Origin of the sequence: Salinivibrio sp. ML323, from assembly GCF_001995745.1 — a bacterium.
GTDB classification, from domain to species: domain Bacteria; phylum Pseudomonadota; class Gammaproteobacteria; order Enterobacterales; family Vibrionaceae; genus Salinivibrio; species Salinivibrio kushneri.
In genome coordinates, this window is record NZ_MUES01000001.1 from 73,563 (window position 1) to 97,976 (window position 24,414).

Sequence of the window (24,414 nt, forward strand, 5' to 3'; positions counted from 1 at the left end):
TGACTTGTTGAGATAGGCTCTGAAGCGCTTGTGATTGACGCGATGACAGGGCCGGTGAAGTCGTTTCAGTGGCTGACTTGTTGAGATAGGCTCTGAAGCTCGTTGGCGGCCAGTGCGGCGGCATCTTCGGCCTGTGTTTCAGTGGCTGACTTGTTGAGATAGGCTCTGAAGCGCACGAAGTGCCGGAGAGGCTAGGCTAGTCAAAGTTTCAGTGGCTGACTTGTTGAGATAGGCTCTGAAGCAACCATTGCGCAGGGCGCAGTGGCTGCGGTTAAGCCGTGTTTCAGTGGCTGACTTGTTGAGATAGGCTCTGAAGCCTGGATAAAGCCATTTCATCAGTGGCCCCCGGCTGGTTTCAGTGGCTGACTTGTTGAGATAGGCTCTGAAGCACTACCTGCGTGGCATTGAAGGCGGTTTTGTGTTTGCGTTTCAGTGGCTGACTTGTTGAGATAGGCTCTGAAGCGTCCGCATTCACTTCATCCATTGCCAGTTCACAAACTGTTTCAGTGGCTGACTTGTTGAGATAGGCTCTGAAGCTGGCTCCTGGTGCCGTTTTCTCTATATACCCAATGTTTCAGTGGCTGACTTGTTGAGATAGGCTCTGAAGCTAAAGAAAACTTGTGATTTCGTGCGGCATTGGAGTTTCAGTGGCTGACTTGTTGAGATAGGCTCTGAAGCACTTGCTGCGACATTGATGGCTATCTTGGTGCGTGTGTTTCAGTGGCTGACTTGTTGAGATAGGCTCTGAAGCTCGACCGCAGCCAAGGGCTCCCCCCGATGAGCCAATGTTTCAGTGGCTGACTTGTTGAGATAGGCTCTGAAGCAGCTTACCGACGATCCTTTCGAGGCACACTTGGAAGTTTCAGTGGCTGACTTGTTGAGATAGGCTCTGAAGCGTCATACAGAGAAGTCACACCGTCCGACGTGGCCGAGTTTCAGTGGCTGACTTGTTGAGATAGGCTCTGAAGCGAATTCGCCGATATCGCTTACGGCACGGTCACCGTTTCAGTGGCTGACTTGTTGAGATAGGCTCTGAAGCGTCACCCCAGTCATGACCATCCAGCCTATGGCTGTTTCAGTGGCTGACTTGTTGAGATAGGCTCTGAAGCGCAGGCCGCAGACGATGTGCTTATCGCGGCGAGCAGCAAGTTTCAGTGGCTGACTTGTTGAGATAGGCTCTGAAGCTCAAGGCGTCGGCGCCGTGCTATTCGGCGAGAATTGTTTCAGTGGCTGACTTGTTGAGATAGGCTCTGAAGCCGAGGTAGAGATCGACAACAAAGGCGACTGGTTGGTTTCAGTGGCTGACTTGTTGAGATAGGCTCTGAAGCTTCTTAAACATTGCGACAGCCGAAGCGCTAAACGGCGAGTTTCAGTGGCTGACTTGTTGAGATAGGCTCTGAAGCGACGACGGCAGCGAGGACAACCGTCGAGAGTGGTGGTTTCAGTGGCTGACTTGTTGAGATAGGCTCTGAAGCGCGCCGAACGGCGTGCTGGTGGACGACGCTATCGCCGAGTTTCAGTGGCTGACTTGTTGAGATAGGCTCTGAAGCCAGATAGCGACGCTCAATGATGAGCTGATGCTGACCAGTTTCAGTGGCTGACTTGTTGAGATAGGCTCTGAAGCGCTTCACCACCAACACTATCAGCCTGCTCATCACTCTGTTTCAGTGGCTGACTTGTTGAGATAGGCTCTGAAGCCATAGACTCCCACACGTTGCCGACTTGATCGAGCGCGTTTCAGTGGCTGACTTGTTGAGATAGGCTCTGAAGCAAGCGATTAAGTATCTCATCCAGCGCGATTCGTTGTTTCAGTGGCTGACTTGTTGAGATAGGCTCTGAAGCGGGCTGCGTAGTCGCGAACGTGATCCCGCTGTCAGTAGTTTCAGTGGCTGACTTGTTGAGATAGGCTCTGAAGCGAACATGCCGCGCAGGCAGCCCGCTAGCAGCGTCGCCGTTTCAGTGGCTGACTTGTTGAGATAGGCTCTGAAGCCCCCTGATTTTTTGTTGTTGATACAGCAAGTTATTAGGGGCTCAGCGCCTATTTTTTTCGCAAACCGCTTTGATGTCATAAAATGGCTATATTTTGCGAACATAGCGCTGACACCAAAATAATCTTCATCTGTCATTGCAGTATCTCAAGTACTCGCACTGTGCGCATTTGCTCTCTGTTGCGCTTGAATGCGGCATACGATGGCTGGAGAGTGTTTGCCTCACCGCATGGAGTGTGGTTAGGCACTTGTTCTTTATTTTATCATCTAGCGTGATCGTGTACTGCTTATTTGCGCTGCCTTTTAGTAATACGCCCGCAACCACTTGCCGTTGATAAGTTTGCTCCGCAGCAAGCATATAGGCGTACAGCTGGACCTTTTGCGCATCGGTAGGTTTACCCTTATCCACTTTATACTCCACGACCACACACTTTTCTTCATTGAAGATTAGCTCGTCGATATAACCATGAATACCTAACGATAGCGCTTGCACATGCGCGTTGACGATATGCTCTCTTGGTTCGGGAATATGTTTGCATAAACGACGTCGATGCCGCGGGTTTTGTGACTCGTGCCAACGCTTCCCTTGCGTAACCCACCCTTGTTCAGGGGGCTCAAAACGCATCACGGCTTTGTACCACGGGATACGTGGGCAAAAAAGATATTGCCGCAAGTAACTGATAGGGATCAGCTCATCAAAAGATGCCATGATCATCGTACTCCTCAAAATCTGGGGTAAGACCATAAAATTTTGCGTTTTCGGACAATTTACTCACTAAAACGAAAGCTTTATCTGTGTCTTGGTCGATTTCACTGGCAAGAATACGCTTCGCCAGTTTGATATCGGCGGGCAACAAACGTCCCCACATGACAGATTTTTGTACCGGAATCATGCCGACATCTTTGAGTTGGTTATATAGCCGTGTCCGTGTTTTGTTGTTTTCGATGTCATAAGCGACAAGCACTTCCGTTGTTTTTGCCATGTTCTACCACCTAAAGAGTAATGGTCGATACTTTTGTTCGTCGGCAAACATGCCACATAAGCGATAGCACTGCCGTTGCATGACGCTTTCTAAGCGTATTTTCCTGCTTCGATAAGGGATTGGCTTGGCGAGTGTCGTTAGGATCTCATTGGTTAACTTCTTACGCGTTTTCGGCTTAAGCGTTTCGCCATTGAGTTGGCTTCGTAACTTAATGACAGCCCGATCAACCACCCAAGCGCGATATTCTTCCATTACATCGAGCACAAGAGCGGGCTTTCCAGGCCGAATGGCATGCAGCGCACCGAGGTAGACTTCTAGTCCTGCATTAGTTAACGCGTTCCAGATTACACTTGATAAAATGCCGTAACCATAATTCAACGCTTGGTTGGCGGGGTCTTGCGCACCGCGCCCCGTACGGCGGGTAAATTGTTCACCGAGCCATTGATGCTCGCTGAGTACCTGCCAATAACTGGCTGCTGCTCGGCCCTCCAAGCCCATCAAGGTGGCATTCCAGTTTTCGGTATAGGGGAGATCACGGACTTGTTGGGAGAGTAAGTGCAGCTCAGCCGCTAGATGGGCCGCTGCTTGCTTTTTGGCGAGGCCGCACTTTTGTTTATTGAAATACAGCATAGTAGTGCGTTGATTGCGTACTTTGCCGTAAATAAACGCTCTTGCAATACGATAACGCTGCTCGTCATCCGATAAAAATTCGAACTGATGGATTCTATTCTGGACCACAGCATGTTGCGCGTTACCATGCAAACAGCATAGCTCTTGGGCTCGGTTGCCAATAAACACCTTAATGCCATACCGAGCACAGGCGCTGAGCAAATTAGAGGACAAGCTAATGCCCGGCTTTTGAATAGACAGTGTGCTGATTTTTCTGAGTGGAATTTCTTTGGTTGGAAAATTGCCTTCCTTGATCACTAAGCGCTCAGAGGTGATGCCCAGCGATTTTCCATATTCATGGATCACAATATGCTGCATGGTACCGTCCCGTTTGTTTGCAATCAGTGAATGATTTATTTATGCTCTTAGTTCAACAAGTCAGCCGTAAAGCTGAAATCACTTTACGGTCAACGATGAACAAGGCTCTGCATCGCGCACCCTTGCAGAAAAAGCGCCTTTACGGCGCTTTTTGCGTTTTAGTCCACCAATTTTCTTAATTGTGGCTGCTTATAGGGCAGGGTAAGTGAAACCTGATCATCATCCAGTTTCACTCTCACGCTTTTATCGTTGCGGCACGGGGCGGTCAGCCACGCTTTTAGCGAGGCTTTGGCGAACACATCCGTCACTTGCGCCTCATCGCTGATCGCTATACTGGTCAGTTTGGTCCACGCCTTCTCACTATCTTCCCCAGAAAGGATCAAGTGCTCGGCCACCCAGTCTTTGTGTAACCCCGTTATTTGCACACTGGTGTTGGAGACAATAGCAACTTGAAGCGTTGATATATCTAATTGCCACTGTTCACTTATTGCCTGATCAAAAAAGGCGCTGGATTCTATGGTCTTGCCTGCTAATGGTTGCTGTTCTTCCACTTTGGTTTGATAGCCTTTAGTGAAAATCGCTTTATCAAGGAGAACGAGGTTCGGGGAGGCGAGCGCCAAGGCCGCGCTGTGATCCTTAGGAACTTTCTGGGTATCGAGTGCCAATAGCTGATAAATAGCCTTACCTTGGCTTTGCCGTCTAACCAGTGCCATTGCACCACTGGATTTTGTTTCAGCGCGCATGGTGTCGCTTTTTACTGCACGGTGAGCTGATTGTTGATCATCCGTTGGCCGACCTAGAAACCAATCGCAATGCTGTCGCCAATCGGCTTCAAGCTCGGTGGGAATGATCCACGTACCATCTTTCTCAGATGTATCAGGGTGTTTGGCCTGCCATGATTGATAATGCGCCAGCCACTGCTTCCGAAAGCGAGAGTTAGGCTGCTTTTTGACCACAGAGGGAGCTTCCGCTAGCGCGGCACTGGTGCTGTAAAAATACAATGATCCAGCCGATTTTCCACACACCCAGCGGGCAAGCCTGGTGGCTTCTGCGTTGCTATCAAACGTTGTCGCATCCTTAGCTGCCGCAAGTGTCTCGAATAAAAGTGCGGTGAGTTTGTGTTTGTCCGCAATGTATATTTGTCGATCACTGTTTTGCACCAAGCGATAGTAGTGATGGCTCACCGCATAGAGAAAGGTGGTGAGTTGTTTATCCACCACTTTTTCATTGGCTTTAACAAAGTGTTTATCCTCACCTTCCACAAAGCCTTTGTAGAGCTGGCCATCGATAACGGCTAAGTCATAAAACTCCAGTCCGAGCGCGTTTTGTTTGAAGATTGTCTGGCTGAACACTTGATGTGGTTTTTTGCCTGCCAGCAGCTGACGCGCTCTGTGCTCGTTGGATTGAGGCCCAACTCTGACGTTTGGCGCGAGGTTTTCGGGCGCCACCGCAATTTGCGGAAACAATGCGTCACTCAACACGCCATTTTCGTCTATCTGTCCCCAAATCGAGGTATGTTCATCAAAGTGGATGTTCAGCGCCCCTTCACCTTGGTGTTTATCGGCGGCGATCATAAACGCTAGCGTTGCGTCAATGACATGGGAGTAGGCGTGTTGCTTCTCTTTTCCTTTTTCGAACGGTTGAATGTCGTATTTTGTCCCTGAATGAAGGTCTCGCATCAAGCGGCGCAAAGCCACGGTAGAGTCTTCGTCTTGACCATTGGCACTGACTTGAAAGTAATCAAATTTTAATCGCGCCGCTAAGCCTTTTTGTTTGGCTTTTTGGGTCAGAATATCGGCGAGTAGTTGCGCCATAAAGCGCTGGGTACCGTTAACTTTGGCTTTGTTGCGATGAAGCATAGCGCTTATCACTTGCATGCGCAGTGGGTGTTCTGCCGATAAAAAGAGCGCATGACGAAATGCGACTTGTTGCTCAGCGGATAAGACTGCAAATTGGCTGTAGCGCCCAAAGCTAAAGCGATCCGCATCATCTCCATACAAGGTAGTTTCGATTTGCTGTGTGATTGTGATTGGATCGGCGGTGCCAAATTGCGCTTTCAAATAGTCGGGGTTGAGGTCGGTCAGTGTTAGCTGCCGGTCTTTTTTTACTTGGCGATTGCCTTTTATTGAGCTGTAAATCAGGTTGGCTTCATCATTAAGGACACCATATTGACCCGAGCGAGGGATAATATGGTCAATATCGCCATTGTCGCCCACTGAGCTACCCGCGCTATAAGGGCAAAGTCCTTGCGAGGCGTGTTTTATGCGGTCTTTTTTCGCTTGTTCCGGGTTTATTTTTTTGGGTTGTGGCTTCGGTTTGTTTAACCCCTTTAAGGTCGGTAAGTTTTCCGTAAAGTCGAAGCGGTTCTGTTCGATAACAAAGGGTACAGTGATGGTATCGGCTGACTGACCAATATGCTCGATATGATCCCATAACCGATTGGCAATGTGATGGGCTTGGTGGGTGAGCAGCCGCTTAAGCCCGCCATCAATCAGTCGCATTGTCAGGGTGTTGAGCCGAGCTGCTTGTGGTTGGCCATCTTCGCCTGCCATCCGGTTTGCGTTATCAGCAGAACACACCGGGCAGGTTTTGGCAAAGCCGCTTCTATCTCCCCATACCAATTGGAACAGTTGGGCAAAGGTGAATACAGATTGGTTTCGCTCACAAAAACTATCGTATTGCTCATCGCGAAGCGCCAGTTGAGTGGCCACCTTTGCCGTCAGCGGTGCTAATTTCTCAGCGAGCTTTTTGAGCTCAGGATCGGAGACCATCACGGCTTTTAAATCTGGTCCCCACGCTTTTTGGGCTTGATATGCCTGACGACACGCCGTTTGTAGTCCTTTCACCTTGGCAAATAGCGCTTTGTTATCGTCACACTGGCCGTTATCTACTGCTTGTTGGAGTGGTGTTTGTGGCACACCAAGCAGTACCGCGATATCGCGCGTCGCTTGGTGTTTTAGTTGGCGAGGCCGGTGCTGGCACATTACGAGTAGCTTGCCGTCTCGTTGCCAACGATGCTGTTTAGGGTAGTGATTGTCGTAATGTAGAAAGTAACGGCCCTCTCGCGCACGCCGACGGCTTTGGAAGTAACGGTTAATTAAATGCCAGAAATCTCCCGGTACGGGATGCGAAGTGAAGTTCTCCGTCAGTGAGGGCGGCAAGGCACTTTGCACCAATAGTTTCGCTAATTTATCCGTCGTTTTGTCGTGTTCATCGCCTTGTCGCTGCTGTTGTCTTTGTTTCTTCCAAGTTCCCCAAATAGCATTGAGTTTAAATGGGTCTTTGTCTTGGGCGCTGTCGAAAATAAATTGTAAAGTGCGTGCGTCTAATTCGTCAGTCTGTATCAGCGTATTCCCTTTGGCACTTTCTACCGCGACTAATTGGGTGCGATAGGCATGTACCGCGTTGGCCATTGTGGGAGTGCTGGATAACCATGCAAGCCAATCTCGCCATTGTGGATAATCACGCGATAGCAGGTCAGGGTTAAGTGTTAAGGTCTGACAACTCGGCGGACGACGGTTGGTATGGCTTTCATAAGGCGGTACGGTACATTCAGGTGGCGTATCGAGGAAAAAGCCAATCACCGATTGCGGATTTTGGGCACGATAATCTTTCCACGCGTGTTGTACATCTCTGATTTGTTGTAGGCGATCGGCGCCGTTTGCACTAGAGAGCCGCCATTGCTTGGTCAACCACTTGCCAAATTTCTCCGCCACAATGGCTTCGATCTGTTCGCCGCTTTGAGTTGATTCAACACGTTTTAGTATGCTGTTGAGTAATTTAAGATCAAAGTTATTAATATGGCAAAGCAGCTGATAGAAGCTATCAAATGTATCGCTTCCGGTAGTTTTTTTATGATGGTGCAGGGCATGAAATAACCGGCGGCAATGACGTTCTGGATGGTCCGATAGCTTCTTCAGATCGCTGCGAATATTTTTGAAATATTCTCGACGATGCTTAGCGCCGGAAGATTGTTCGGCAATCAGGAAATCGACCGCTTTACTGAGCGGCAAGAGCGCGCGTTGTTGTTTTTTATCTTGATGGGTAAAGGCTTGTAGCTCGGATTGCAGCGTTATCAGCTGTTGTTTATCTTCCGCAATACGCTGTAGCGCATCAAAAAGCGGTAGCCCATCAACGGGCATTGTTTGAGTCAATACCTCACTGAGCGCTTCATGCCCATTGCTCTCTAGCACGTGGAAAAAGGTGCCAAGATTATCACTCGCTATCTCATTAATAGCCGCTTCATCTATATTGGTTTCAACGTACGAGTAGCCGCGACGATTAATAAAATGACTGATAGCGATTTGATGCTTGTCAGTGTCAAACCCGAGGCAACACTTAAGCATTAACATAAGCAATCGCTTTGCTTGACGATTACGTGTTCGGCATCGGCGAGCGTGACGGGTGCTAGTGCGCTGCGTTTGCAGCAGCTGATAACCGGTTTGGCCATCGTCTACTTCTGCGACAAATCCGGTTTTAAATACGGAATCGCTGTTAAATTGCCCAACATGGGTGTTGGGTGAGTAGCCAGCCGCATAGACACCGGTAGTCTTTGCGCCTAAATCAATAGCAACAGGGAAAATTAAAGCATTATCAGACATAAACAAGCCATGTTTTATGGGTAAAGCTCACACTTTAATTGACAGTCTGTCTTATTTCACTTGCATGGCTCATATTTTTGTTAAAAGTCTATGAAGTGTTGAACTCATCATTGGAGGTGACGCATAACCAAATGGTCTACTCAGTAGCAACAGGTGTAGATTGGTGCCACAGACTTCGCCTTCTCTCTAACTGCGCACTTTCTCCCTTCAAAACTGCGCAGTCTTTTGCGCACTTTTTGACTCAAGACCCGCGCCCCACAAAGGCTAGCGGCCCACCAATTGCAGCGACCGCCAGAACAGGAGCCGATGCGGTTACGCCAACAATAATTTAAGTCAAATACTTACCAATCACCATTAACACAAAAGATAAAATGTAACTCCACATACCTAGCGCATTAACCCACATAAAGACTTTAAATTTTTTAGAATCTGTTTTTTCGCGATGTCGAATAAAAGGATAAGCAATGCAGTAATTGATAAAACGACTTCCGATATCCCAAGGCATTTGGTACTTTGGACGCATATAGCCGTAATTGTCGTAATACTTATTCAAATCTTTAGCTAGCTGCTTATCTATGAAAATAATGTGCTTAAAGCTCCCTAGATAAACAACAGAAATCATTATTACACCAGGGATAGACCAAATGATGGCATAGTAAAAGAAAAAAAATGCTACATCCTTAATCATAATTAAGAACCCCAAGCATACATTTCATCTACAAACCATTTACTAGCAGTTGCTCCAGCGACACCACCAATAGCACCACCGGCAACCGCGCCAACCATTACAGCGACCGCCAGAACCGGATCCGATGCGGTTACGTCAACAATAATTTAAGTTAAATCAGAATGAAATTCCTAGACCTTTCTCAAGGAAGGCGAGAAAGAAAACCATTATCCAACTCCACACGCCAAAGGCATTAAACCACATAAAAATTTTAAATTTAATAGAGTCAGTGGTTGCACGCTTACGAATAAATGGATATTTCACCCAATAATGAACACAACGCGTACCAACTTCCCAAGACAATTGATATTTAGGACGCATATAACCGTATGAATCATAGTACTTATTCAGATCTTTAGCGAGTTCCTTGTCCATAAAAATAATGTATTTGAAACTACCTAATGAAATCACAGGTAATACAATCACCGATGGAAAGCACCAGATGATAGCAATAACACCGAGAACAGCTATCAACCAATCCAGCATTTATTCATCCCCCCCAATATCTTCAATTTTTTCATAGATAACATCGACACCCCATTTACCAGCCGCACCGCCAGCGACACCACCAATAGCACCACCTGCAACTGCCCCACCAATTGCAGCGACCGCCAGAACAGGAGCCGATGCGGTCACACCAATCACTAAAGCAACACCAGAAACGGCAGCGACAGCAAGCCCACTGCCAGCACTGCCACCAATCCCTCCTCCATACCAACCGCCAATAAACCCACCAACTTCACGGGTTGTTGTCTGACCACAATCTCCCGCTCCATCGACCTTGCACGCCTCATAGATATTATCCACACCACTGGCAGCACCGAGCACTAGCCCGACATATCCCAACCCTCTAGCGGCGGAAATCCCTATCGCTATATTGCCAATACGCTTGCCCAACTCTTTCACAAAACCTGTTTTTAATATTTCATCCGCATTGTGAATGACGGACTTCGTGGAGAGTTTGAGATTACGCTTGATTTGCGTGTAAACAGGTAGCTTAACGTTACGCTTGGAGAGCATTGCAAAAGAGCCATCAAGCTTTTTAAACAACGCCGCACGGTCAGCAACAAATGCGCCGTAATTCATGCCTCCAGTACGGCTCGCCATCGCGACTTGAGAAGCATAAAGCGTATTAATCTCTGACAGGACATTTTGAATGTTCTTTAAGTATTGCTGGACAATCGAAGATGTTGCCCCAACGCCCGTCGCCACTTGAGCGTAATAATCTGTTGGCAATCCATCATTACGAATTCTTTCATCCAACTGATGAGAAAAAAGCTCAAAGTGACGGTTAAGGGTAGCCACTTCCTCATCCGACAGTTTGCCTAATTCCGCACTGGCTATCTTGGCTTCTTCTATCCACTTATCGAGCAACTCTTGCTCGTGTTTTTTGTCTGGTTTCGTGGTTGGCAGTAAAACAATCTCACCCTGTCGCACAGGCTCATTGAGGTGTGCATTACACTGCTTGATGGTTCGCTTTTGCTCGGCGGTGGTTTCAGAGGTAAACAGACTGTCCCACAAGGCAGATTGTGATTGAGTCACCGGTGATTGCATCCAACCTAATTCAAAGCTGACTTTCTTTTGAAGCTGTTGCCATTCCTTTTCTCGTTCTTGAAGCCGCTCTCTACGCTGTCTTTCCACTTTTTCTCTGGGGGATTCTTTGGTGGCGACGGGCGCCTCTACCTCGTTTTTTACTGTCATCACCGAGCCGGTGGGCGCAAAATTTTTAACCGTCGCGCGTGCTAATGCCTCCTTTGACGCCGCCATTTGCCTCGCCATCTCACAACTCGTACAACGACATACTGACGGGTTGGGATGCATCAAAGGACACCGATGAGGCTTAGAAGGGTCAAAGATGTCGGGTAAGCTCATATCACTCTCCACGCAGTTGAAATGAGTATGCGCATCGTGTCATTACAGAGACGATAAATTGGTGCGTAATATTTTGGATATATGTTAAATGGTCAACATCCCTATCAAAAACACTTCTTAGAAGCGCCTCAATATTGCCCTCTACTTGCCCAAACTCATAAGCCATAAGTTCGGTCAGTCGAATTACTTTGTAACCCACTACATTGTCCGCCAGTCAATAATCATGGCGATGCATTTTACTCAGTAAGCTAGATTTTTGGATACTTTTGTTGTTGCCGTAATGTTAACTCTTACCAAACCGTGAAGTGGCTCCAATAGATTTATTGATCGGGCCTTTAATAATCTGCCAAAGCTACGGCGCATACACATGTAAACTACTTATAATGATGCTCTGTATCGCAACAAATGTGGATAGGCGCAAACTGCAGTGGCCAACTAAGATTGGTCACGGTGTTAGAGCGTGTGAGGACAGGGATCCGTTCAGCAGAATCAGAGCAACCAAACTCGACAAGTGCGGCTCGATAGTTTTGTCACGACTTCTGTTCAGGGTTCGAGTTCCGTATGCATTCCCACGCAGGAGCGTGGGAACGAGTCAATACCACTTGCTAGTAGGTTGCACAGTATGCAAAAAGAGTATAATTTTTACTCATGGGTGGATTTGAATTCGATGAGAACAAAAGCAGGTTAAATGCGACGAAGCATGGAATTGACTTCCAGACCGCGCAAGGTTTGTGGGACGATCCTTATCTTATTGAAATTCCTGCCAAGACAAGCGATGAGCCAAGGTATGTGGTGATCGGCATGTTAAACGGTAAGTATTGGTCTGGCGTAATCACATATCGTGGTAACAATATTCGGATCATTTCTGTCAGGCGTTCACGGAAAGCGGAGGTGAGCTTATATGAAAGCGCATGAATTTGATGCCAAGTTTGAGAGTGACGATGACATTGTAGATGATCTTGCTCTATCGAAAGCTAAGCGTCCAAGACAAACTCAGAAACGGGTGAACGTGGACTTCCCCGAGTGGATGTTAGCCTCCTTAGATCGTGAGGCTAGCCGGGTGGGCGTAACACGTCAGTCAATCATTAAAATGTGGCTGGCAGAACGGCTGGAAAATGTGTCTCATCATCACACATCCGAATAACCGGCGTATAAACGCGCTAATGCCAATCACCGCTACAAGTTGTTGACTTGCTTGCTCCCGCCTTCATTCTCCTCTCAATGAATACACTATAACGCGCATAAAAGTGTTAATTCATGCACTTTTATGCGCGTAAAAATGTTGAAAGCTGCATTTTTTTGCGCATTTTTGTGTAATAAAAAGTCAGTTAGATAGGCACTTAAACTAGGGTAGCTAGATGAAACGATCACTTCTTTTATAAGGCTTGCCAAGTATGACGGGGTCCGAGCGTGTAAGAACAGAGATCCGTTCAGCAGAATCAGAGTAACCAAACTCGACAAGTTCGGCTTGAAGATTTTGTAACGATTTCAGTTCATGGTTCAAATCTCGTATGCATTCCCACGCAGGAGCGTGGGAACGAGTAATAGAGATCCAGGGCAGTAACGTCACAGTGAAAAAACGCAGCCCCACGGCTGCGTTTTGGCTTTCTATCTCCAGTCCACCATTACTTTGTCGGTTCGATGGTCAGTGGCTCCCAGGTGGCGATGGTGTTGCCGCCGGCGCTGGGGTGGTCGCGGTATTCGCGGTCTTTGAGTAGGGTGTAGTACACATCGACAAAGTCATCATCGTTGGTCAGCCAGCCGTCGGGGATGGCTTCGATGATTTTTCCGGTGATTTGCGTGACCACGCCATAGGCTTGCGCTTCCAAGTCGGGGATCGCGGCTAGGATGTCGCTCGCCACCTCGTTAAGTTTCAGCGCCAGCTCTTTGTAGTTGGTGCCATCGTCTTGCTCCATCAAGATCACGTCTGCCGCGCCCCAACGATAGCGGTCCCAGTGGATCATCACCTGATTAGGATAATAGGTGGTTTTGTCGTAATCCAAATAAGGCATATCGACAATATCGAGCATCGGTTCGTCGCGGCTGGGGTTCACGCCAGTCACAATGGCATACACTTCTGCCGCACCGGAGATCCACGGTTCTTTGTCGTCGGCCAGGCGAATGGTTTTTAGCACCGTGGTATCAATCGGCTCCGAGGGCCCTTGTGCCATCATGCGCGCACTTCGGCGTACCCGCGGGGCAGGGTTCTGCTCGGCCAAGGTGCGACGCATCACTTCCAGACCGGCTTTAAGAGACGCTTTACCATTGGTATCCACCACCAATACCGGGCGGTCTGGCATTTGATAGACGTCTAGCCAATGGGTGTTGCCTTCGATATCAAATGCTTCGATTTGGGTCCAGGTCTTTTCATCGCCTGCCGGTTCAAAAGCAAACAAAGGCGCTTGGCCGGCCTGCCAGCGCGCCAGCATACTGGGGTCGGCTAAGCGTACTTCGAGCAGTTGGTCGGCGACGTCTTCGACGCCTTGCGCTTCACGCAACGCACGGTCAGCGCTGTGTAGCTGAGTATCCAGGCTGCGCTTGCTGCGCGAGCTGCGCGCTTGAGGCTTTGTCAGTGCCGACAAGGGGGCATTTAAGCCATAACTATTAATGTTGCGCTGTAGCGTTGGGGCGATTTGCGCATAGTCTCGGCTAAGCTGTTTGGCGGTGTCGCGTTTGACTGTGACCACTCGGTTGTCTGCATTGCCGGCAAAAGCGGGGGTAAAAGTGTGGGTAAAGCCGACTAATAGCAGCGAAATCAGTATTTTCTTATTCATCGCATGTCCTCTTGTGTACTGCAACTGACGTTAGCGGACTAACGTTTGTATAGTGCGATGTCTCTGTCCTAACACGCTATGTGTAAAGCGCCGAGGTGAGAGTATCGTTCACAAAAAACGTGTCACCTTGTGGCGACGTTAATTATTTCTGGTACTAGAGTAAATGCTCACTCATCAAAAAGTATGACAGTAGAATGAGGCCTTTTTGCCGAGTCTTCGGCCGAGCTTTAATAACATCCTGATAATGATGAAGAAGTGATGATGCGGCTTAAATTTCGGTTGGCGGGCGTGAATGTAGGAGTTTGCCAGTAAACATAACAGTAGACGGTAAAATAAAGCCGCTGGCGAGGCAGCGGCTAACGTTGAACCGGAGAGCCTTAGATACCGTCGCGCTCGAGCGGACAGCTCATACAGCGCGCGCCACCACGGCCTCGTCCTAGCTGGTCGCCGGGGACGGACAACACCTTGATACCGGCTTTGTCGTATTTCTCGTTGGTGTAGGTGTTGCCTTCATAACCAATCACCACCCCAGGTTTGACCGTRAGCACGTTGTTGGCATCGTTCCATTGTTCACGCTCGGCGGCATAGCTGTCGCCGCCGGTAGTAATGATGTTTAACGGCCCGACGTCGAGTGCTTTTTCAATCGCGGTGAGGTAGCAAGACTGCGCGTCTACGTTAAGGCCGTCTTCGCCTTTGCGGGTCAGGCGCCAGCATGGCAAGTCGGGGCGCATCACGGTGGGGTAAACCGAGAAGGTGTGCACGTCCATGTGGGTCATCACGGTATCTAGGTGCATGCACGAGCGGTTTTTCGGCAGTTGCACTGCAATCACTTCTTTGGCTTGGCCACTGAACAGCAGGCTACGTGCCAGTTGCTCAACCCCTTGTGGGGTGGTGCGCTCGGACATGCCAATTAACACCGCACCACGGCCAATGACTAGCACATCGCCGCCTTCAATCATGGCGTTGTCGTAGTCACGCACTTCATCACCGAGGTAATTAATAAACGCGCTGCCCGCAAATTCCGGGTGCCAGCGGTAAATCGCGCGCAGATGGTTGGTTTCACGTTGGCGCGCCGGTTTCGCCATGGGGTTGAGTGATACGCCACCGTACACCCAGCACGAGGTGTCGCGAGTAAATAGATGGTTAGGCAGCGGCTCAATCACAAAGTCGGTTTTATCGTGCATGGCCTGCATCATTGAGGATGATTGCACGGGCAAGTCGATATAGCTTAAACCGCCGAGTAGAATGTCAGCCAGGGTGTTGTGGTCAATGTCTGCCAAGTAGGCGCGTACATCACTGGCGAATTGATAACCGAGGCGGTAGTGGTTGAGCTGGGTGTCGAGCAGCCACTGTTTGGCCTCGGGCACAGCTAGGGTTTCGACCAGTAAATCGTGGAGCAGATACACGTCGACGCCTTGGTCGGTAAGGGTGCGGGCAAACATGTCATGCTCTTCTCCGGCTCGTTCCACCGCCAATACATCATCAAACAGCAGTTCATGGCAGTTAGATGGCGTCAGGTGGTTCAACGCTCGTTCAGGGCGGTGAAGCAGTACACGCTTCAGTTGCCCAACTTCAGATCCAACGTAAAACTCACTCATGGTAGGTCCTCTTTTTCCTTAATACGGGCCAGGTAATGAGACAAACAGCGTGTTGCACACACGGGCGGTGTGCTCACCGGTTAGGTGGGAATGCAGGCCGTTTGCACAGGGTGGGCGTGTCTCATCTCCTCCTTGGATGCTCGAATAATGACAACCTTCTCGGGGGAGGTCAATGTTACAAATCACTAACAATCTCGCCGGACTAGCAAGGTCACAGAAAATTCATTAACTTGGCGGTTTTCTCATCAATGACACTATGATGGAACGTGGCATTTTTTGCCAAACCGTGCCATATTGCGCCCGTATTCATTTTCTGGAGTCGCGTCTATGTCACAGGCTGAACTTATCGAACAACAACACCAAGAAACGCGGATGATCATCGAGGAGCTTCTTGCCGATGGCAGTGATCCTGATGCGCTATATACCATTGAGCATCACCTGTGTGCTGATACCTTTGAAGCGCTGGAAGATGCGGCGGTAGAAGCTTTTAAAATGGGCTTTGATGTGGCCGAAGCTGAAGAGCTTGAGCTGGAAGAGGGCGGCACTATCGTCTGCTTTGACGCGGTGATGGAAACGGCCTTGAATGCTGAGCGCATTGATGAGCAAGTCGAAAAGCTGGTGGCATTAGCCGATAAGCACCACATTGATTACGACGGCTGGGGCACTTACTTCGAGTCAGGTGAAGAGGAAGGTCCTGAGGGCGAGTAACGCGCGACCCGATTAAACGACTGAGTATAAAGCCACGAACACGTGGCTTTTTTAATGATGATGCCCCAAGTGGGGCGGTGCGGGTTTGACCGCATGGCGACGCTGCCACACCTTTTCATGGAAGAAGTACGCCAAGGTGTTGATGCTTGGCTCAACCAGCGCCAGTGCGCCACCGACTAACCAATCGCCACTGATTAAATAGCCTACCAAAAACGCGACGTTAAAGTGCACGACCGCAAAGCTGGCGGTTTTCACCGCGGGACGTGCGCTGCGGCTAAGCTGCCAGAGTTTTTCATGAAGATAAAACGCCCCGGTATTGACGGTGGGTTCGGTCATCGCAATCAGGCTGCCAATGATGATATCGCCGGTCAGCACATAGGCGACGGTAAAGGCGATAGAAAAGTGGATAGCCGCAAAACTGAGTGTCTTCTTCATGGTGTAGCTCCTTATTRGCAACACGCGTTTAATCAACACTGACAGTATGTCGTGTCTGTGTCGATAAATAAAAACGGTTCTCACTATCTTTTACATAGAGCAGAGCTATCAACGGCGATCAGTGCTAGGGATAACAAGCGTTTAAAAACTGACCAAGTCCATTTTGCGCAGAGGTGGGGCATAAAAAAAGCCACACCGAGGGGTGTGGCTTGATAGGCTGAGTGAGCTGAGGGCTATAGCGCGGCGATCGTCGCTTTTTGCTCGCCAAGCTTGGTGAGGCTCTCACGGTAGCCGTCGAGCTTTTCACGCTCTTTCGCCACCACGGCTTCAGGGGCTTTGGCGACGAAACTTTCGTTGCCCAGCTTGCCTTCAACACGCTTGATTTCACCTTCGACTCTGGCGATTTCTTTATCCAGACGTGCTAACTCGGCGTCTTTATCAATCAAGCCCGCCATCGGGATCAAGATCTCCGAGCTGCCGACCAACGCTGAGGCACACGCAGGCAAGGTTTCGCTACCGTCAAGCACGGTGAAGTTGCCGAGTTTTGCCAAGGCATTCAAGGTGGTGCGGTTGCGGGTCGCACGCTCAGCATCACGGCTATCCGCGGCTTTTAGCATCACTTCAAGGGGCTGGCTTGGGGCAATGTCGTATTCTGCGCGCAGGTTACGGATGCTGACGATAAACTGCTTCACCCACTCAATGTCTTCGGAGGCTTGCGCGTTAACACGGCTGGCATCAAATTGCGGCAATGGCTGGTTCATAATGGTATCGCCGTCGACACCGTCAACCAATGGTTTGACGCTCTGCCAAATCGCTTCCGTGATGTAGGGGATCACAGGGTGCGCGAGACGCAAGGTTTTTTCCAAGACGGTGATCAGGGTGTAACGGGTAGCACGTTGCTGTGCGTCGTCACCTTTCCACAGTACAGGCTTGGTCAGCTCCAAGTACCAGTCACAGAACTGGTGCCAGATAAACTCATACAAGACACCGGCCGCCATATCGAGGCGATAGTTGTCGAGATGGGTATTGAAGTCTTTCGCCGCTTGCTGGAACTGAGACTCGATCCACTGATCGGCCAGTGAGAATTGCATCTCGCCGCCGCTCATGCCGCAATCTTGCTCTTCGGTGTTCATCAGCACGTAACGGCTAGCGTTCCACAGCTTGTTACAGAAGTTGCGATACCCTTCAAGGCGCTTCATGTCCCAGTTGATGTCACGGCCGGTTGAGGCCAGTGCCGCAAGGGTAAAGCGCAGTGCGTCGGTGCCGTGGGCCTCGATACCATTCTCGAAAGTTTTACGGGTCGCCTTTTCAATCTTTTCTGCTAGCTTTGGCTGCATCATGTTGCCGGTGCGCTTGGCAACCAAATCATCAACACTGATGCCGTCAATCATATCGAGCGGGTCGAGCACGTTACCCTTGGATTTTGACATCTTGGCGCCACTTTCATCGCGGATAAGACCAGTCATGTAAATGGTCTTAAACGGCACTTGTGGCTTGCCGTTTTCATCTTTGATGAAGTGCATGGTCATCATGATCATGCGCGCCACCCAGAAGAAGATGATGTCAAAACCTGACACCAACACATCGGTGGGGTGGAAGGTTTTCAGTGCATCGGTGTTTTCTGGCCAGCCTAGGGTGCCGAAGGTCCAAAGCGCGGAGGAGAACCAAGTATCCAACACGTCTTCGTCTTGGCGCAGTGCGACGTCGTCGCCAATCTGGTTATCGCGACGCACTTCGTCTTCGTCACGGCCCACATAGACATTGCCTTGATCGTCGTACCAGGCAGGAATGCGGTGGCCCCACCAAAGCTGACGTGAAATACACCAATCTTGCACATCACGCATCCACGCGAAGTACATGTTCTCGTACTGCTTAGGCACAAATTGGATATCGCCGTCTTCGACAGCTTTTACCGCCGGCTCGGCCAGCGGCGCGGTGCGCACATACCACTGGTCGGTGAGCATTGGCTCAATCACCACGCCGCCGCGATCGCCATATGGCACTGTCAGATCGTGATCTTTAATTTCATCCAATAGGCCAAGCGCATCAAATTCGGCGACGATCGCTTTACGCGCGGCAAAACGCTCCAGGCCTTGGTAGTTTTCTGGCAGAGCGCTATCGAAGGCATCGCTTGGCTGACCTTTATGATCAAACACTTCTGCCTGATCGCGAATGTCGGCGTTCAAGGTCAGGATGTTGATCATTGGTAGCTGGTGGCGCTGGCCGACTTCGTAGTCGTTAAAGTCGTGCGCGGGGGTGATTTTCACACAGCCGGTGCCCTTTTCCATATCGGCGTGCTCATCGCCCACAATTGGGATGCGACGGTTCACCACAGGCAGCAACACGTGCTTGCCAATCAGGTCTTTATAACGCGGGTCTTCTGGGTTGACCGCAACACCGGTGTCGCCCAGCATGGTTTCTGGACGGGTAGTCGCCACCACTATGTAATCTTTGCCTTCAGCGGTTTGGGCGCCATCAGCAAGTGGATAACGGAAATGCCACATGTGGCCTTTCTTATCCTTGTTTTCCACTTCCAAGTCGGAAATCGCCGTGTGCAGCTTAGGATCCCAGTTCACCAGGCGTTTACCGCGGTAAATCAAGTCTTCTTGGTGCAGGCGAACAAACACTTCTTTGACGGCATTGGAAAAGCCTTCATCCATGGTGAAGCGTTCGCGATCCCAGTCGACAGAGGCCCCTAGGCGGCGCAATTGTTGAGTAATGGTGCCACCAGATTCGCCTTTCCATTGCCAAATTTTGTCAACAAAGGCCTCGCGACCGTAATCGTGTTTGGTTTTGCCTTCTTCGGCGGCGATCTTGCGCTCCACGACCATCTGCGTCGCGATACCGGCGTGGTCCGTTCCCACTTGCCATAGGGTATTGTTGCCCTTCATTCGTGCGGCACGGGTCAGGGTATCCATAATGGTATCCTGGAACGCGTGGCCCATATGCAGGCTACCGGTCACGTTTGGAGGTGGGATCATGATGCTGAACGCATCTTTGCTGGTATCACCATGAGGTCGGAAATAGCCTTCCTCTTCCCAGCGCTGATACAGCGCTTTTTCGATTGATTGTGGATTATATGTCTTTTCCATAGCGCTCTTGAAAGATCGTCAAGGTTTGGGCGATTGGTCGATGGCCAGGGTATGAAGTTGCAGGCCTGCCAGTCGGTATGCTTTATATCGGTGACGCGCGTGCTGTTTGAGCGTCTCATCGCAAGGGACGAAGTCTACCACTTGTGCAAACGAAGGCGCAAAATTTGATGGCTCTGTCGCCAAATTGATAAGCACACTGCGATGGCCCGTATGGCGTACGCCAGGCCAGCCGATTTCCACCGGTGCGCCGCCTCGCGGCCCTTCACCGACCAAGTTATGGGGCAAAAATACATCTGGGTCACGTTGCCACAGCAGATCATCGAGTTGATGCGCTTGGGCTTGGTCTTGCGCGGCCAGGTAAATGCGTTGCCCTTGTTGATAGTAGTAAAAAGCCAGTTCGATAGCAGTTGCTACTATGATTTGTGTGTCACGTTGTTGCGTGTCACTGTCTTTGTTTTCACGCGCTTGCTGCTCGGGTGTTAGCCCCGGGCATTCGGTATCGTCGGCTGCATCAGGCGGCGATAGCAAATAAAAGGTGGCGGTGGGCATATACGCTCCTAAATATGAGAAACGGCCTCCGTCCCAAAAGCAGGGTGTCCGGGTCGCGCGAGCCCAACAACATAGCCGATTGCGCGCGCAGACACCAGTATTGAATAAAGCCTGAACAAAAAAGGAGGCCGATTGGCCTCCTTCTCCTTACTCTTCCACTTCCAGGCCAGAGCGGTTCAGTAAGAATTGAACCAACAACGGCACCGGGCGACCGGTCGAGCCTTTTTCTTTTCCGCCACTTCTCCAAGCGGTACCGGCGATATCTAGGTGCGCCCAGTTGTATTTCTTGGCAAAGCGCGACAAGAAACACCCGGCGGTGATGGTGCCACCACCTTTACCGCCAATGTTGGCCATATCGGCAAACGGGCTGTCGAGCTGCTCTTGGAACTCGTCAGTCATTGGCAGACGCCACGCACGGTCACCGGCTTGCTCTGAAGCATTGATGATATCGTGCGCCAGTGGGTTTTGGTTGGCAATCAAGGCACTAATGTGATGGCTCAAGGCCATGATGCACGCCCCGGTTAAGGTGGCGACATCAATCACACATTCTGGCTCATAACGCTCAACATAGGTGAGGGCGTCACACAGTACCAAGCGGCCTTCGGCGTCGGTGTTGAGTACTTCTACTGTCTGGCCTGACATGGTGGTGAGAATATCACCCGGACGATACGCTTGACCGTCTGGCATGTTTTCACAGCCAGCCAGCACCCCGATAACGTTAATTGGTAAGTTGAGCTCGGCCAGCGCGCGCATCACTCCAAAGACCGAGGCAGCGCCACCCATGTCGTATTTCATCTCGTCCATGTTGGCGCCAGGCTTGATAGAAATGCCGCCCGAGTCAAAGGTTAGGCCTTTACCCACCAATACAATCGGTTTGGCGTCTGGGTCTGGGTTGTTCTTGTACTCCATGATTGACATCATCGACTCATTTTTTGAGCCTCGGCCAACCGCCAAGTAAGAATGCATGCCCAGTTTTTCCATTTCTTGCTCGCCGATGATACGGGTTGTGACTGTTTCATAGTCGTCGGCAAGGCGACGCGCTTGCGAGGCAAGGTACGCCGGGTTGGCCACGTTCGGTGGCATGTTACCCAAGTCTTTACAGGCGTTAATACCTGAGGCAACCGCCAAGCCGTGCGCGATAGCGCGCTCACCCAAGTTCAGTTCACGACGCGTTGGCACGTTGAACACCATTTTGCGCAGTGGGCGGCGAATTTCTGGCTTAACGCTTTTGAATTGGTTAAAGGTGTACAGGCTATCTTTGGTGCTCTCAACCGCTTGGCGGACTTTCCAGTAGGTGTCGCGCCCTTTAACGTGCAGTTCGGTTAAGAAGCAGACCGCTTCCATCGACCCGGTTTCATTCAGGGTGTTGATGGTTTTTTTAATGATTTCTTTATACTGACGCTCGCCCAGCTCACGTTCTTTACCGCAGCCGACCAACAGTACGCGCTCTGATAGGACATTCGGGACATGGTGCAGCAGGAGCACCTGGCCGGGTTTACCTTCCAGATCACCGCGGCGCAACAGGGCGCTGATATAACCATCGCTGATTTTATCAAGCTGCTCGGCCACAGGGGAGAGGCGGCGAGGCTCAAACACACCGACGACAATACAGGCACTGCGTTGCTTTTCGGGGCTACCGCTCTTTACACTGAACTCCATTTGTACTCCTAGATCCTAAAGACAATTGAGACCAAATGTTGGATAATGCCGCCTCTATGTTGTGGAACGCATCTTCATGCGCCCGGATCAGCCGGCGGTCAACAAATGGCCGAAAGATTAGAAAACAACTAATTAAACCAGAAACTATAGTTATTTGAGTAAAAAAACAAGTTTTCCATAGGTGCCTTCGCTTTGATAATTGTTCGATATTTGATCCGGGAGACGGTTAAGACACAAGTTGCAGTCTTATTTGTGTTATTTCTGGTCTTTTTCAGCCAAAAGTTCATCCGTGTGCTGGCCAATGCCACGGAAGGATCGATCCCGAGTGATCAAATTATTACCTTAGTGGGTTTATACATGCCGTCGATGGCAATGCTGATGTTACCTTTGAGCTTGTATATCGGCATTTTGATTACATTCGGGCGGCTCTATGCCGAGAGTGAGATCACCGTGATGAACGCCACCGGGATCGGCAATGAATTTCTGATCCGCGCGGCGCTTTATTTGGCGATCATTACCGGCTCGGTGGCCGTTTTCAATGCACTCTGGCTAACACCGTGGGCCAATAACCAAGAGTTAGAAGTCATGGAGCAGCTGGAAGCCAAATCAGGGCTGGAGCTGCTGGTGCAAGGCCAATTTCAAAGCGCCCCTTCCGGTGAGGCGGTCATTTTTGTCGATAATATTGAAGATGATGGCCAAACCCTCAATCAGGTATTTGTTGCCCAGCCGGTGCCGCGTGACTCCTTGTTGCCCAATGTGGTGGTGGCGGATAAAGGCTATGTCTCAGAGTTAACCGATGGCCGCCAAGTACTAGACTTGGTCGATGGCACCCGCACAGAGGGGCTGCCGACCCAGCTTAATTATGGCGTGACCACCTACGAGAACTATCAGGTGTTGATTGGTCAACGCGAAGTGCGCGAGAAAAGCCGCGATTGGGATGCGGTGCCAACGCTGCAATTGTTTGGCGAGTCGAGCTTGAAAGCGCGCGCCGAACTGCAGTGGCGTATCTCCTTGGTATTGTGTATTCCTTTGATGACCATGATTGTGGTGCCATTGTCGGCGGTGAATCCACGCCAAGGGCGGTTTGCTAAGCTATTCCCCGCTATTTTGATTTATCTGGCGTACTTTTTGTCAATCAGTGCCGCCAAATCCGCGGTTGAAGATGGCGATCTCCCCGCTCAAATTGGGCTTTGGAGTGTCAATATCGCTGCCTTGTTATTGGCTGTGGTGCTTGCCGGTTGGGATTCGCTACCGGTGCGAAGACTCAAAGCTAGCTTAAAAGGATCTGCCTGATGTTTCGCATTCTTGATTGGTATATTGGTCGCACGCTGATTGGCACCTCGTCTTTGTGCTTAGCGACCTTGGTGGGGTTGTCAGCGATCATCAAATTTGTGGAGCAGCTGCGCTCGGTGGGTGATGGCACCTACACCATGGGTAAAGCCATTTTATACGTGGTATTGAGTGTTCCCCGTGACATTGAAATGTTTTTCCCAATGGCGGTATTGCTGGGTGCCTTGATTGGTTTAGGGATGCTGGCATCCAGCTCCGAGCTGGTGGTGATGCAGGCGGCGGGCATTTCTAAGCTGCAAATCGGTATGTCGGTGCTCAAAACCGCGATCCCCTTGATGCTCATCGTGATGATGCTGGGTCAATGGGGCGCGCCTGATGCGCAAAAAGCGGCGCGTGAGTTGCGTGCTATCGCTAAATCAGGCGGCAATGTGATGTCGGTGAGGCGCGGCGTATGGGCGAAAGACGGCAATGACTTTATTTATATTGCTCGCGCCGATGAGCAAGACAACCTGACTGGGGTGAGTATCTGGAAGTTTGACGATCAGCAAAACATGACCAATGTGGTGTTTGCCGAAAGCGCTGACTACCTCAATCAAGACAGTTGGATGCTCAAAGACGTCACCATTACCCGGATGCAAAAGCGCGAAGCGATTTCGAATGTGACGCAAGATCAATTGGTGTGGAAAACCACCCTCACGCCCGACAAACTGGCGGTCGTAACGGTGAAACCCGAGGAGTTATCTTTATCGGGCTTGTACAGTTACGTCACCTATCTGAAAGCCTCGCAGCAGGATGCCTCTCGCTATGAGCTTGCGTTATGGCGTAAAGCGGTCCAGCCTTTGTCGATTGCGGTCATGATGTTGCTGGCGCTCAGTTTTGTGTTTGGCCCACTGCGGAGCGTCACCATGGGAGCGCGGGTGCTCTCTGGGGTGATCTTTGGCTTTGGCTTTTACATTGCCAATGAAGTCTTTGGGCCAATGAGCTTAGTATACAAATTACCACCAGCGGTTGGTGCCATTACCCCAAGTGTGATTTTCTTAGTGATCACCTTGCTGCTGCTCCGGCGTAAGTTGTAGTGCTGTACCTGATAGACGGGCCAAGGAAAATCCTTGGCCTTTTTGGCTTGGGACTAACGAAAGCGTTACCTCGTG

At 50.2% G+C, this 24,414-nt stretch carries 18 protein-coding genes and 1 CRISPR repeat array (1 of these 19 cut by a window edge); of the genes, 5 read left to right on the plus strand and 13 right to left on the minus strand.

All coding sequences use genetic code 11. The features are described 5' to 3' along the window. Positions 1–1,990: direct repeats of the CRISPR family, unit length 37 nt; unit sequence GTTTCAGTGGCTGACTTGTTGAGATAGGCTCTGAAGC; it begins 87 nt to the left of the window's first position. Between the two features lie 125 nt (positions 1,991–2,115). The 7 genes from cas4 to BZG13_RS00405 form a co-directional block, all read right to left on the minus strand. Then, positions 2,116–2,697: a CRISPR-associated protein Cas4 gene (gene cas4 / locus BZG13_RS00375; RefSeq protein WP_158074855.1), complete on the minus strand. Its 582-nt coding sequence runs from the start codon at positions 2,695–2,697 to the stop codon at positions 2,116–2,118. Continuing rightward, on the minus strand, positions 2,684–2,971 hold the full coding sequence (gene cas2, locus BZG13_RS00380) for a CRISPR-associated endonuclease Cas2 (RefSeq protein WP_077484186.1): 288 nt from the start codon (positions 2,969–2,971) through the stop codon (positions 2,684–2,686). The genes cas4 and cas2 overlap by 14 nt, the downstream gene beginning before the upstream one ends. A 3-nt stretch (positions 2,972–2,974) precedes the next feature. After that, complete coding sequence (gene cas1, locus BZG13_RS00385; RefSeq protein WP_077484188.1) at positions 2,975–3,958, minus strand: CRISPR-associated endonuclease Cas1; 984 nt, start codon at positions 3,956–3,958, stop codon at positions 2,975–2,977. A gap of 158 nt (positions 3,959–4,116) precedes the next feature. After that, the gene (locus BZG13_RS00390) at positions 4,117–8,559 is read right to left on the minus strand and encodes a hypothetical protein (RefSeq protein ID WP_077484190.1); all 4,443 of its coding nucleotides are present in this window, start codon (positions 8,557–8,559) and stop codon (positions 4,117–4,119) included. Between the two features lie 328 nt (positions 8,560–8,887). Continuing rightward, entirely contained in the window at positions 8,888–9,247 is a 360-nt protein-coding gene (locus BZG13_RS00395) for a hypothetical protein (protein ID WP_077484192.1), read from the minus strand. 156 nt (positions 9,248–9,403) lie between these two features. Continuing rightward, positions 9,404–9,772, minus strand: coding sequence for a hypothetical protein (locus BZG13_RS00400; RefSeq protein WP_077484194.1), 369 nt, complete (start codon positions 9,770–9,772; stop codon positions 9,404–9,406). Further along, complete coding sequence (locus BZG13_RS00405; protein WP_198935494.1) at positions 9,773–11,065, minus strand: hypothetical protein; 1,293 nt, start codon at positions 11,063–11,065, stop codon at positions 9,773–9,775. 741 nt (positions 11,066–11,806) lie between these two features. Here BZG13_RS00405 and BZG13_RS00410 point away from each other — a divergent pair. Next, on the plus strand, positions 11,807–12,073 hold the full coding sequence (locus tag BZG13_RS00410) for a BrnT family toxin (protein ID WP_077484196.1): 267 nt from the start codon (positions 11,807–11,809) through the stop codon (positions 12,071–12,073). Next, positions 12,060–12,302, plus strand: a complete 243-nt coding sequence (brnA, locus tag BZG13_RS00415) for a type II toxin-antitoxin system BrnA family antitoxin (protein WP_077484198.1) — start codon at positions 12,060–12,062, stop codon at positions 12,300–12,302. The genes BZG13_RS00410 and brnA overlap by 14 nt, the downstream gene beginning before the upstream one ends. Positions 12,303–12,783: 481 nt before the next feature. On the opposite strand, the gene BZG13_RS00420 is transcribed toward brnA, so the two are convergent. Continuing rightward, positions 12,784–13,932 (minus strand): DUF3103 family protein, encoded by a 1,149-nt coding sequence (locus BZG13_RS00420; RefSeq protein ID WP_077484200.1) that lies wholly within the window; start codon positions 13,930–13,932, stop codon positions 12,784–12,786. Positions 13,933–14,309: 377 nt separating this feature from the next. After that, positions 14,310–15,530: an arginine deiminase gene (arcA, locus tag BZG13_RS00425; protein ID WP_069363333.1), complete on the minus strand. Its 1,221-nt coding sequence runs from the start codon at positions 15,528–15,530 to the stop codon at positions 14,310–14,312. A gap of 327 nt (positions 15,531–15,857) precedes the next feature. Here arcA and rraB point away from each other — a divergent pair, with 327 nt between their 5' ends. Beyond that, positions 15,858–16,238 (plus strand): ribonuclease E inhibitor RraB, encoded by a 381-nt coding sequence (rraB, locus tag BZG13_RS00430; RefSeq protein WP_077484202.1) that lies wholly within the window; start codon positions 15,858–15,860, stop codon positions 16,236–16,238. Positions 16,239–16,289: 51 nt separating this feature from the next. On the opposite strand, the gene BZG13_RS00435 is transcribed toward rraB, so the two are convergent. The 4 genes from BZG13_RS00435 to pepA form a co-directional block, all read right to left on the minus strand. After that, on the minus strand, positions 16,290–16,673 hold the full coding sequence (locus BZG13_RS00435) for a DUF2061 domain-containing protein (RefSeq protein ID WP_077484204.1): 384 nt from the start codon (positions 16,671–16,673) through the stop codon (positions 16,290–16,292). A 233-nt stretch (positions 16,674–16,906) separates the two neighbouring features. Then, positions 16,907–19,765 carry a valine--tRNA ligase gene (locus BZG13_RS00440; RefSeq protein WP_077484206.1) on the minus strand — a complete coding sequence of 953 codons (2,859 nt, stop codon included), beginning with the start codon at positions 19,763–19,765 and terminating at the stop codon, positions 16,907–16,909. Positions 19,766–19,783: 18 nt separating this feature from the next. Next, complete coding sequence (locus BZG13_RS00445) at positions 19,784–20,314, minus strand: DNA polymerase III subunit chi (protein ID WP_077484208.1); 531 nt, start codon at positions 20,312–20,314, stop codon at positions 19,784–19,786. Between the two features lie 147 nt (positions 20,315–20,461). Further along, positions 20,462–21,973 carry a leucyl aminopeptidase gene (gene pepA, locus BZG13_RS00450; protein WP_077484210.1) on the minus strand — a complete coding sequence of 504 codons (1,512 nt, stop codon included), beginning with the start codon at positions 21,971–21,973 and terminating at the stop codon, positions 20,462–20,464. Positions 21,974–22,165: 192 nt separating this feature from the next. On the opposite strand from pepA, the gene lptF reads away from it, so the two are divergent. After that, positions 22,166–23,266, plus strand: a complete 1,101-nt coding sequence (gene lptF / locus BZG13_RS00455; RefSeq protein ID WP_077484212.1) for an LPS export ABC transporter permease LptF — start codon at positions 22,166–22,168, stop codon at positions 23,264–23,266. Further along, positions 23,266–24,339: an LPS export ABC transporter permease LptG gene (gene lptG, locus BZG13_RS00460; protein WP_077484214.1), complete on the plus strand. Its 1,074-nt coding sequence runs from the start codon at positions 23,266–23,268 to the stop codon at positions 24,337–24,339. Before lptF ends, lptG begins: the two co-directional genes overlap by 1 nt. Positions 24,340–24,414 lie beyond the last annotated feature (75 nt).